This window comes from Pseudomonas sp. TWP3-1, from assembly GCF_049896625.1.
GTDB lineage: Bacteria > Pseudomonadota > Gammaproteobacteria > Pseudomonadales > Pseudomonadaceae > Aquipseudomonas.
Map to the genome: position 1 here is coordinate 101891 of NZ_JAFCUQ010000003.1, position 11163 is coordinate 113053.

Annotated in this window: 10 protein-coding genes; 4 read left to right on the forward strand and 6 right to left on the reverse strand. The window is 58.0% G+C overall.

Annotation, left to right across the window (positions count from 1 at the left end):
• Positions 1–102: 102 nt before the first annotated feature.
• From ACP7BN_RS05740 to ACP7BN_RS05765, 6 genes are all read right to left on the reverse strand, one after another.
• Positions 103–879, reverse strand: a complete 777-nt coding sequence (locus ACP7BN_RS05740; RefSeq protein WP_426202366.1) for an ABC transporter substrate-binding protein — start codon at positions 877–879, stop codon at positions 103–105.
• Positions 880–1151: 272 nt separating this feature from the next.
• Entirely contained in the window at positions 1152–1604 is a 453-nt protein-coding gene (gene moaE / locus ACP7BN_RS05745; RefSeq protein WP_426202369.1) for a molybdopterin synthase catalytic subunit MoaE, read from the reverse strand.
• A gap of 3 nt (positions 1605–1607) precedes the next feature.
• Positions 1608–1850 (reverse strand): MoaD/ThiS family protein, encoded by a 243-nt coding sequence (locus ACP7BN_RS05750; RefSeq protein WP_426202371.1) that lies wholly within the window; start codon positions 1848–1850, stop codon positions 1608–1610.
• A complete protein-coding gene (gene moaC / locus ACP7BN_RS05755; protein ID WP_210701472.1) occupies positions 1847–2320 on the reverse strand; it encodes a cyclic pyranopterin monophosphate synthase MoaC in 474 nt (157 codons plus the stop codon). The genes ACP7BN_RS05750 and moaC overlap by 4 nt, the downstream gene beginning before the upstream one ends.
• 102 nt (positions 2321–2422) lie before the next feature.
• Positions 2423–3814, reverse strand: coding sequence for a PhoH family protein (locus ACP7BN_RS05760; RefSeq protein ID WP_420647724.1), 1392 nt, complete (start codon positions 3812–3814; stop codon positions 2423–2425).
• 349 nt (positions 3815–4163) lie between these two features.
• Positions 4164–5288, reverse strand: coding sequence for a polysaccharide deacetylase family protein (locus ACP7BN_RS05765; RefSeq protein ID WP_426202374.1), 1125 nt, complete (start codon positions 5286–5288; stop codon positions 4164–4166).
• 193 nt (positions 5289–5481) lie between these two features.
• Here ACP7BN_RS05765 and yaaA point away from each other — a divergent pair, with 193 nt between their 5' ends.
• The 4 genes from yaaA to ACP7BN_RS05785 all read left to right on the forward strand — a co-directional run bounded on the left by yaaA (position 5482) and on the right by ACP7BN_RS05785 (position 11154).
• Complete coding sequence (gene yaaA, locus ACP7BN_RS05770) at positions 5482–6261, forward strand: peroxide stress protein YaaA (RefSeq protein WP_426202376.1); 780 nt, start codon at positions 5482–5484, stop codon at positions 6259–6261.
• A gap of 808 nt (positions 6262–7069) precedes the next feature.
• Positions 7070–8386: a nucleotide sugar dehydrogenase gene (locus ACP7BN_RS05775; protein WP_426202379.1), complete on the forward strand. Its 1317-nt coding sequence runs from the start codon at positions 7070–7072 to the stop codon at positions 8384–8386.
• A gap of 78 nt (positions 8387–8464) precedes the next feature.
• Entirely contained in the window at positions 8465–9949 is a 1485-nt protein-coding gene (gene alg8 / locus ACP7BN_RS05780; RefSeq protein ID WP_426202381.1) for a mannuronan synthase, read from the forward strand.
• Between the two features lie 35 nt (positions 9950–9984).
• Entirely contained in the window at positions 9985–11154 is a 1170-nt protein-coding gene (locus ACP7BN_RS05785) for a PilZ domain-containing protein (RefSeq protein WP_420647719.1), read from the forward strand.
• Positions 11155–11163 lie beyond the last annotated feature (9 nt).

The following is an 11163-nucleotide window of genomic DNA, read 5'->3' on the forward strand; positions in this document are numbered from 1 at the left end:
CCTCATCGCTGGCAAGCCAGCTCCCACAGGTTCAGCGGTGTACATGAATCCTGTGTACGACCCGGATACTGTGGGAGCTGGCTTGCCAGCGATAGCGGTGTGTCAGTCGCCGTAGATGTCGGACTTGAAATACTTGTCGGAAATCTTCTGATATTCGCCACTCGCGCGAATGCCATCAATCGCGCTGTTCAGCTCGGACACCAATTCAGTGTTGCCCTTGCGCACCGCAATCCCCGCGCCCTCGCCCACATATTTCGGATCTTTCAATTCCGGCCCGACAAACGCGTAACCCTTGCCACGCGGCATGTTCAGGAAGTCATTGAGCGGAATGGTGTCGGCAAAAATCGCGTCGAGGCGACCGGCCGCCAGGTCCATATAAATCTCTTCGTTGTTGCTGTAACGCTTGACGTTGATGCCCTTCGGCTCGAACACCTCGGTCGCATAACGATCAGTGGTAGTCGCGCGCTGCACGCCGACGTTTTTGCCCTTGAGGCTCGCGTACTGGTCATCGACTGTCGCGCCGTCCTTCATCACCAGCCGCGAGGAGGTGAAATAGTATTTGTGGGTGAACTCCACGGACTTCTTGCGGTCTTCGTTGATGGTCATGGACGACAGCGCCAGGTCGATTTTCTTCACTTTGAGGGAAGGGATCAGACCGTCGAACTCGCCCTCGACCCACACGCATTTGGCCTTCATCTGCGCGCACAAGGCGTTGCCGATGTCGTAGTCGAAACCGACGATCTCGCCTTTGTCAGTCTTGGAGGCAAACGGTGGATAGGCGGCTTCGATACCGATGCGCAGGGTTTTCTCGGCGGCAAACACGCTGCTGCACGCCAACAGGCTGAGGGCCAGACCGGTAATGAGGGGGAGTTTCTTCATGTTCATTCTCTCGCGGGTTGTTGTTGGTTTGGCAAGATGAAAGAGGAGCAACAGCAAACTATTTTGTACTTATAAATCCATACTGGACTTATAGGTACAAGCCGTCAATCGGGGAGAAGAGTGTGTCTGCGAGGTTTTTGGTGTGGGAGATGGCCTCATCGCTGGCAAGCCTGCTCCCACAGGGTTCAGCGGTGTACAAAAAATATGTGCACGACGCAAAACACTGTGGGAGCTGGCTTGCCAGCGATGACTGACTGAAGAACGCTACAGAGCTATTTGTTCCAGCGATCCGCCGCCGCATGATCACTGTCCCGCCCCTCGACCCAACGCGGGCCGTCACTGGTGTTTTCTTTTTTCCAGAACGGCGCACGGGTTTTCAGGTAGTCCATGACAAACGCGCAGGCATCGAACGCAGCCTGACGGTGGGCACTGGCGGCGGCGACGAACACGATCGGTTCGCCCGGCTCCAGCGCGCCGATGCGGTGCAGCACTTCGAGTTTCAACAGCGGCCAGCGCTGTTCGGCTTCAAGAGCAATTTTGCCCAAGGCCTTTTCGGTCATGCCTGGATAGTGTTCAAGAAACATCCCGGCCACATCCAGCCCATCGTTGAAGTCGCGCACGTAGCCGACAAAACTCACTACCGCGCCAACACCGACATTCGCCGCATGCATCGCGTTGACCTCGGCACCGGGATCGAACGGTTCGGACTGCACCCGAATCGCCATCGTTCAGCCTCCGGTCACAGTGGGGAAAAACGCCACTTCGTCGCCATCGACCACTGGCTCATCGAGTTGGCACAGGTCTTCATTACGCGCGCACATCAGGTTCTGCTCGCTCAATACCTCTGAGCCGTCACGCTTGGCCAGCAGCGCGCGCACGTCATCGACGCTGGCGAAATCGCCTTCAACCTGCAGCGAGTCCACACCGAGCGCTTCACGGTAACGGGCGAAAAATTTCACAGTCAGCTTCATGCCTGATCCGCCTGGAAGTGCCCGCTCTTGCCGCCGACCTTCTCCAGCAGGCGCACGCTTTCGATGGTCATGCCGCGATCCACAGCCTTGCACATGTCATAAATGGTCAGAGCCGCGACGCTGGCGGCGGTGAGTGCTTCCATCTCCACACCGGTCTGCCCGGACAGTTTGCAGCGGGCGACGATGCGCACGGCGTCTTCACCTTCGGCGCTGAGTTCGACTTTGACGCCGGTCAGCATCAGTGGATGGCACAGCGGAATCAGATCGCTGGTTTTCTTCGCCGCTTGAATGCCGGCAATGCGCGCCACGGCAAATACGTCACCCTTGGGATGGCCGCCGCTGACGATCATCTGCAACGTTTCGGGGAGCATGCGCACCAGCGCTTGAGCCGTCGCCTCACGGAACGTCACGGCTTTTTCGGTGACGTCGACCATGTTGGCGCGACCTTGGGAATCGAGATGAGTCAGCACGGGATTACTCCTGATCAGGAGCGCCGATTGTAAACCTGCGGGTCAATTTCCCGCACATAAAAAACCGGGCGGCTTTTCGGCCGCCCGGTTTTTTGTGCCGAGTTACAAATGCGTTTCGGCGTATTCGGCCAGGATCGAACGCGGCACCCCTTGCAGGGTGATGTGCACACCGTTAGGGAAATCCTTGAAGCGTTCCGTCAGGTAAGTCAGCCCGGAACTGGTCGCGGACAGGTAAGGGGTGTCGATTTGTGCGAGGTTGCCCAGGCACACCACTTTCGAACCGGCGCCGGCACGGGTGATGATGGTTTTCATCTGGTGCGGCGTGAGGTTCTGGCATTCGTCGATCAGGATCAGGCTCTGCTGGAAGCTGCGACCGCGAATGTAGTTGAGCGATTTGAACTGCAACGGGACTTTGCTGAGGATGTAGTCGACGCTGCCATGGGTGTTTTCATCATCCATGTGCAAGGCTTCGAGGTTGTCGGTGATGGCGCCCAGCCAAGGCTCCATTTTTTCCGCTTCGGTGCCCGGCAGAAAGCCGATTTCCTGGTCCAGGCCCTGCACGCTGCGGGTGGCGATGATGCGGCGATAACGTTTGCTGACCATGGTCTGCTCGATCGCAGCAGCCAGCGCCAGAATGGTTTTACCCGAGCCGGCGGCGCCGGACAGGTTGACCAGATGAATGTCCGGGTCGAGCAGTGCGTACAGCGCCAGGCTCTGGTAGATATCACGCGGTTTCAGGCCCCAGGCTTCCTGGTGCAACAGGGGTTCCTGATGCAGATCGAGAATCAGCAGCTTGTCTTCGTCGATCTCCTTGATCCAGCCGACGAAACCCTGTTCGTCGATGATGAACTCGTTGATATGCACCGCCGGCAGGTTGTCGATCATCCGCACCTGGTGCCAGGTACGACCGTGGTCCTGGCGGGTTTCGACATTTTTCACCAGATCCCAGAAGGAGCCGGTCATGTTGTGGTAGCCGTTGGGCAGCAGCGACACGTCGTCGACCAACTGGTCGGTGCTGTAGTCTTCGGCCGCGATCCCGCAGGCGCGCGCCTTGAGGCGCATGTTGATGTCTTTGGTGACCAGCACCACCGGTTTTTTCGGCTCGCGGGTGTGCAGGTCGATCAGTTGGTTGATGATTTTGTTGTCGTTCAGATGCTCAGGCAGAATCAGGTTCGACTCGGCCTGCTTGCTCATCAGAATTGACAGCAAGCCCTTCGGCCCTCCCTTGCCGCGCTGGATCGGCACACCCAGTTCGACGTCTTCGGGTGAAGCATCGCCCAAGGTTTTGTCGATCAATCGAATCGCCTGGCGACATTCAGCGGCCACGCTGTGATGCCCGCTCTTGAGCTTGTCCAGCTCTTCAAGCACGGTCATCGGGATCGCGACGTGGTGTTCTTCGAAATTCAGCAGGGCGTTTGGATCGTGAATCAGTACGTTGGTATCGAGTACATAAAGGATTGGCTGGTTGGAAGGGCTACGTCCGTGATCATCCATACTCGGTCACCTTTGTCAGAGCCATTCGACGCAATACCGCTACAGTGCTGCGCCTCGAAGTGACTGCCGATTCATCTGCCGGGCTTTTATTGAAAGAGGCAGGTGACTTGCACACAAACTGGGTCTTGGGAGACGCCACCTGTGTTGCAGGTTTCGGCGGTCTGTCTTCGTAATACTCCAAAACCTGTGACAGGAAAAAGCACTTTGACGCTTTTTTGAAGTTTATTTTGCAAAGTGACGAATAGCCCTTGGCGGACTGCCCGGCCCCCGTTAGAGTCGGAAGTCCGCCTGCATCGATTTCTGCAAAAAAATCACCCCAAGCCCAATGTTTCCGGGCTTTCGTCGTTTCTCAGCGAAACGCGTCCTGACAGTCTTCCCAGCCGATACCGCTCTGCGACGTTTGCGTGATCAGCCACGGCATCGCGGTCTTCACCGCGTCCTGTTTCATGTTGAAATTGATCACTCCGTGACGCCACAACAGCATCAAGGTCAGTACGCGTTGCGCACTGGCGGTGCCCTTGAGTTTGCCGGCGCCGTCCTGCGCATCGATGTCCCACAGCGCCACTTGCAGGCCCTGGCTGTTGAAAAAATCCTGTGCATCGCTGCGGCGCTGGCCATCCGGCGGACGGAACAGCGGCACGTAGTTTTCCGGCAATTTGTTTTTCACCAGATCGGCACTGCGCCGCACCGAGTCCTGCCAGTCCTGCCAGTGGCTGTGACTGCGGAACTCCCAGCCCTGCACGCCAACGCATTGCTGCGAGAATGAGGCTTGCAAGCTGGCGGCCGAACGCTCGCCGAGTCGCGCCTGAATATCCTTGCCCAACATGAAGAACGTGGCGCTCATGTTTGACTTGCGCAGGTATTCGGTCAGCCAGTTGGCATTGTCCGGTTGCGCGTTGGCGGCGCTGTCGAAGGTCAGCAGAAACAGCCGGTCGTGCATTGCGTCGCCACTGCGCTCGTAGTCGCCAAAACGATCGACTTCGCTGGTGGTCTGCGGTGACAGTGCGGCTTTGCGCATCAGCTCGTCCAGATACTGCAAATGGAAGATCCGGCTCGGTTCGGCCCATTTGATGTAATAGCTGTCGTCGCCAAGCTGAAACTTGCCGGCTTCTTCACGCAAAGTGGCCATGTCTTCGACGAGGAAGCAGAACGAGGCGTCCTGATCGCAGCTCTGCTGGGCGAAGTTGTAGCCGGCAAGCAGACGCTGCCACAGGCGCTCGCGCAGGCTGTTGATTGCGTCCAGATTGATCGTGCGCAGGCCCAGGCGTTGCGCCAGTGCGGCTTCGGTCATCGATTCGGTGCCGAGCAGGCCGCGGGCGAACATCAGGATTTCGGCGCGCGAGGCGACGTCGAACAGGGTCGGGTTGTCGAGTTTTTCCGGCCAGGTGTTGCGATCCAGCGTTGCGATGTCGCCGGGTGCCGCAATGGCCCCGCAGCTCAACAGCCACGCGGTGAATAAAAGAACAATGCGCAATGGGACGTCTCCATAACAAAACCCGCGCGGCACTATAGCTGATGTGCAAGGTTCGAGGACGCTGCCCTCACCCGATGGAAAAATCCCCCAGCCGTCGCAAATGTGCGCACTAACACATACCTATAACCCCCATAGCTGGAGTCAACGCAGCCAACCCCCTAGAATCGCCCCCACGATTAAAGGAGACGACTTCATGCTGATGGTGATTTCCCCCGCCAAGACCCTCGATTACCAAACACCGCCGGCGACCCAGCGTTTCACCCAGCCGCAGTACCTCGACCATTCCCAGGAGCTGATCCAGCAATTGCGCGAGCTGACGCCGGCGCAGATCAGCGAGTTGATGCACGTCTCCGACAAGATCGGCGGTCTGAACGCGGCGCGTTTTGGCAGCTGGACGCCAGCGTTCACCCCGGAAAACGCCAAGCAGGCGTTGCTGGCGTTCAAGGGCGACGTGTACACCGGCCTCGACGCTCAATCATTCAGCGAAGCCGACTTCGATTACGCACAACAACACCTGCGCATGCTCTCCGGGCTGTACGGCCTGCTGCGCCCACTCGACCTGATGCAGCCGTATCGTCTGGAAATGGGCACCAAACTGCCCAACGCGCGCGGCAAGGATTTGTACGCGTTCTGGGGCACACGCATCAGCGACTGGCTGAACGAAGCGCTGGCCGATCAGGGCGATGACGTGTTGCTGAATCTGGCGTCCAACGAATACTTCTCGGCGGTCAAGCGCAACGCGCTGAACGCGCGGATCATCAACACCGAGTTCAAGGACATGAAGAACGGCCAATACAAAATCATCAGTTTCTACGCCAAAAAAGCCCGAGGCCTGATGAGCCGTTTCGTGATTCAGGAACGCATCAACGATCCCGCCGCCCTCAAGCAGTTCGATGCTCAAGGTTATCGCTTCAGTGCCGAACAGTCTAAACCGGACAATCTGGTGTTTCTGCGCGATCACGCCCCCGAATAAAGCATGCCCATTGCACGACTCTTTAATAGAAGAGTCGTGCACCTCGCACGATGTCAAAAAACCCTCGCTAGTTTCCGCCGTTTTCTTGGCGCCATAAAACTACGCCCCTGTTTTCTAATTTTAGTTTCACTCGACACTTGTCATTTTTTTCAGTAGTGGCACGCAAATTTTTTCTCTGTAGTGGCACAAAAATATCGACCTTGATTACGACCCCGGTATTAAAGGGCGAAATCGAAAGTGCTATCAATATGAGAGCAGTGCCATCTTTCTCAATATTTCAAAAAATTTCAGACTGAGCGATCAGCGGACAGGAACTATGTCCAAATGCGTAGCTCATACCACCGGTAACGATTCTCGCCGAGTTTGTACGAGATAACTTACGCACAGATGAAAGCCATGTAACCAAGTTGTCACGACTACTTGAATAGATGACTCACTAGTCTGAACGAAGAACGAAGGACAGGAGATATGCAGCATTACTATCCCCTGCGAGGCCAAGACTGCGCCCCTATCAACGTGCTCGCCTGAGCACTCAACCGATTGATCTATTGGCATTTTTCCAGAGATCGAGCGTGAAACACCGGTGCACCAATACCCAAAAAATGTGGATTGGCTGCATTACAGGGCAAGTCATAACTACAAGGCCTGGTTGCGCACACCTTGAGTGCACTTATTTAGACACTCGCAACTTTGTATGCCTGCACACGGCATTGCGGCGCCAGTAAGGCGCACTTGCGAGTGCACTATGACCGCTGAACACCATTAACTCCGGCCATCTAACGGCCTGATATATACAGAGGTAATTGCGATGCGCATCAGCATATTTGGTTTGGGTTACGTTGGCGCGGTATGTGCCGGTTGCCTGTCTGCACGGGGCCATGACGTAATTGGCGTCGATGTTGCCAAAGACAAGATCGACATGATCAACGCTGGCAAATCTCCCATTGTTGAACCAGGTTTGGGCGAACTGCTGCAGCAAGGTATTCAGACCGGTCGTCTGCGCGGTACTACCAACTTCGCCGAAGCGATTCGCGATACTGACCTGTCGATGATCTGCGTCGGCACGCCAAGCAAGAAGAACGGCGATCTGGAACTCAACTACATCGAAGCGGTATGCCGCGAGATCGGTTTTGTCCTGCGTGACAAGACCACCCGCCACACCATCGTGGTGCGCAGCACCGTGCTGCCGGGCACCGTCGCAAACGTTGTCATCCCGATCCTCGAAGACTGCTCCGGCAAGAAGGCCGGCGTTGATTTTGGCGTCGCGGTCAACCCTGAGTTCCTGCGTGAATCCACCGCCATTGCCGACTACGACCTGCCACCGATGACCGTCATCGGCGAGTTCGACAAGGCTTCGGGCGACGTTCTGCAATCGCTGTACGAAGAGCTCGACGCACCGATCATCCGCAAGGACATCGCTGTCGCCGAAATGATCAAGTACACCTGCAACGTCTGGCACGCGACCAAAGTGACCTTCGCCAACGAGATCGGCAACATCGCCAAAGCCGTCGGCGTCGATGGTCGTGAAGTGATGGACGTGGTCTGCCAGGACAAGACCCTCAACCTGTCGCAGTACTACATGCGTCCAGGTTTCGCCTTCGGCGGTTCGTGCCTGCCAAAAGACGTGCGTGCGCTGACCTATCGCGCCGGTTCGCTGGACGTCGAAGCACCGCTGCTCAACTCGCTGATGCGCAGCAACGTCTCGCAAGTGCAGAACGCCTTCGACATCGTCGAAAGCCATGACAAGCGCAAAGTCGCCCTGCTCGGTCTGAGCTTCAAGGCCGGCACCGATGACCTGCGCGAAAGTCCGCTGGTGGATCTGGCCGAAATGCTCATCGGCAAGGGTTACGACCTGAGCATCTACGACAGCAACGTCGAGTACGCCCGTGTCCACGGCGCGAACAAGGACTACATCGAGTCGAAGATCCCGCACGTATCGTCGCTGCTCAATGCCAACTTCGACGACGTGATCAACAACTCCGACGTGATCATCCTCGGCAACCGCGACGAGAAATTCCGTGCGCTGGCGCAACAGGCACCGCACGGCAAACAGGTCATCGACCTGGTGGGTTTCATGGCCAAAGCCACCGACGCCGGCACCCGTACCGAAGGCATCTGCTGGTAAGTCAGCAGCAAGCCTCTAGCTTCCAGCCGCAAGCACACGCTTGTGGCTGGAAGCCTCCATCACCTTCGGATGACGGTTATGTCGAACAAGCTCAAACATTTTTTTCTGCAAGCTGCCGGCTGGCTTTTGTTTTTAAGCCTGCTGATGGGCCTCGCCTTGATGCTGCCCGCGTCCACATTCGACTCCGAGTCGAAGGACTTCATTTTTCTGATTGGCGCCGTGGGTATCTGGCGCTACTCGATGGGTGCCACGCACTTTGTGCGCGGCATGATCTTTCTGTACATCGTCTACCCGCACCTGCGCCGTAAAGTGCGCAAGCTGGGGGCTGCGGCCGACCCGTCGCACGTGTACCTGATGGTCACCAGTTTTCGTATCGACGCGTTGACCACCGCGCAGGTTTACAGCTCGGTGATCCGCGAAGCGATCGACTGCGGCCTGCCCGCGACCATGGTCTGCTCGATCGTGGAAATGTCCGATGAGCTGCTGGTGAAAAGCCTGTGGGCGCGGATGAATCCGCCGGATCGGGTCAAGCTCGACTTCGTGCGCATTCCCGGCACCGGCAAGCGCGATGGCCTGGCCTACGGCTTCCGTGCAATCTCGCGGCACCTGCCGGATGACCGCGCTGTGGTGGCCGTGATCGACGGCGACACCGTGCTCGCCGAGGGCGTAGTGCGCAAGACCGTGCCGTGGTTCCAGCTGTTCGGCAACGTCGGCGGCCTGACCACCAACGAGTTCTGCGAAGTGCGCGGCGGCTACATCATGAGCGAGTGGCACAAGCTGCGCTTCGCCCAGCGCCACATCAACATGTGCTCGATGGCCCTGTCCAAACGCGTGCTGACCATGACCGGTCGCATGTCGGTATTTCGCGCCAGCGTAGTGACCAACCCGGACTTCATCGCCGACGTTGAAAGCGACTCGCTGCAACACTGGCGCCTGGGCCGCTTCAAGTTTTTGACCGGCGACGACAAGTCGAGCTGGTTCAGCTTGATGCGCCTCGGTTACGACACCTTTTACGTGCCGGACGCGGCGATCCACACCGTGGAACACCCGCCGGAAAAGAGCTTCATCAAGGCCAGCCGCAAGCTGATGTTCCGCTGGTACGGCAATAACCTGCGCCAGAACTCGCGTGCCCTGGGCCTCGGTATGAAACGCCTCGGTGCGTTCACTTCGCTGGTGCTCTTCGACCAGCGCGTATCGATGTGGACCTCGCTGCTCGGGCTGACCGTGGCGATCATCGCCAGCTTCAAGTACGGCAGCGCGTTCATCCTCGTGTACCTGCTGTGGATCGGCATTACCCGCCTGATTCTGACCTTGCTGCTGTCGTGTTCCGGCCACCGTATCGGCCCGGCTTACCCGGTGATTCTCTATTACAACCAGATCGTCGGCGCGCTGGTGAAGATCTACGTGTTCTTCCGCCTCGATCAACAATCCTGGACGCGCCAGCCCACTTCCCTGACCCGTGATCTCGCCAGCTTTCAACGTTGGTTCAACACTTGGTCGTCTCGGACCATGACCTTCTCCGCCGGCAGCATTTTTGTCGCCGTGCTGCTGATGATGGTCTGACCCGCCCCTATTGAATTAACAAGGAAATCGCCAATATGAATACCGCCGTCAACGCCAACGTAGTGCATGAATCCGAAGCCCAGCGCCAACACGCCCGCGTGAAAATCCCGGCCAAGCTGCGTTTCTTCGGCCCTGACCGGACGCCGCTGGAAACCCGCGTGCTGGATCTGTCGGCCGGTGGCCTGGCGTTCAACGCCGGCCAGATGCCGCTGACCATCGGCGAGGTGCACAAGGCACGCCTGCAATTCGTCATCGACAACCTCGGCCTGGCCATGGACGTCGAACTGCAAGTGCGCTCCTTCGACCGCCAGACCGGCCGCGTCGGTTGCCAGTTCCAGAACCTCGACCAGCAGGATATTTCGACCCTGCGCCACCTGATCACTTCGCACCTGGCCGGCGACATCGTCAGCATCGGCGAAGTGCTCGCGACGCTGCAGCGTGACAATTTCACCAAGGCGCGCAAGGTCAAGGACGGTGGCCACGGCATGACTCCGTTCGGGCGTCTGAAAGCCGTGACCTTCAGCGCCGGCATCTTCGTGGTTGGTCTGGTGGCATTCGGTTTCATCGCCAAATCGGTGTACGGCATGTACTTCGTCAGCCATGCGCAGGCCGGTCTGGTCAGCGTGCCGGGGATGAACATCACCATGCCGCGCGACGGCACTGTGCAGAGTCTGGTCAAGGCTGACGGCGTTGCCGCCAAAGGCGCACCACTGGCGACCTTCAGCACTAGCATGCTCGACATCCTCAAGGGCCATCTGGAAGAAGATCAACTGGCACCGGCCAAGGTTGAAGAACTGTTCGGCAAACAAATGACCGGCACTCTGACCTCGCCGTGCGATTGCACCGTAGCCCAGCAACTGGTGGCCGACGGTCAATACGCGAGCAAAGGTGATGTGATTTTCCAACTGGTGCCGCGCAACACCCAGGCCACCGTTGAGGCGCGCTTCTCCTATCGCCAGTTCAGCGATGTGCGTCCGGGCACTCACGTCAGTTTCCAGATCGCCGGCGAAGATCAAACCCGCACCGGCAAGATCGTCAGCAGCACCAGCCTGAAAAGCGCCGATCTGTCCTCCGATATCCGCGTGCAGATCCAGCCTGATGAGCCGCTCGACAGCAGCCTCGCCGGCCGCCCGGTGGAAGTGAACAGCGACCGTGGCCCGAACCTGAACTGGCTGATCGACAAAGCCATGGCTTCCGGTCTTTAAGTCGAGGAC

What these genes read in the sequence shown, in the direction of transcription:
- ACP7BN_RS05740 (WP_426202366.1), bottom strand. Translation starts at nt 879, where the DNA reads ATGAAGAAACTCCCCCTCATTACCGGTCTGGCCCTCAGCCTGTTGGCG.
- moaE (WP_426202369.1), bottom strand. Translation starts at nt 1,604, where the DNA reads ATGGCGATTCGGGTGCAGTCCGAACCGTTCGATCCCGGTGCCGAGGTC.
- ACP7BN_RS05750 (WP_426202371.1), bottom strand. Translation starts at nt 1,850, where the DNA reads ATGAAGCTGACTGTGAAATTTTTCGCCCGTTACCGTGAAGCGCTCGGT.
- ACP7BN_RS05760 (WP_420647724.1), bottom strand. Translation starts at nt 3,814, where the DNA reads ATGGATGATCACGGACGTAGCCCTTCCAACCAGCCAATCCTTTATGTA.
- yaaA (WP_426202376.1), top strand. Translation starts at nt 5,482, where the DNA reads ATGCTGATGGTGATTTCCCCCGCCAAGACCCTCGATTACCAAACACCG.
- ACP7BN_RS05775 (WP_426202379.1), top strand. Translation starts at nt 7,070, where the DNA reads ATGCGCATCAGCATATTTGGTTTGGGTTACGTTGGCGCGGTATGTGCC.
- alg8 (WP_426202381.1), top strand. Translation starts at nt 8,465, where the DNA reads ATGTCGAACAAGCTCAAACATTTTTTTCTGCAAGCTGCCGGCTGGCTT.
- ACP7BN_RS05785 (WP_420647719.1), top strand. Translation starts at nt 9,985, where the DNA reads ATGAATACCGCCGTCAACGCCAACGTAGTGCATGAATCCGAAGCCCAG.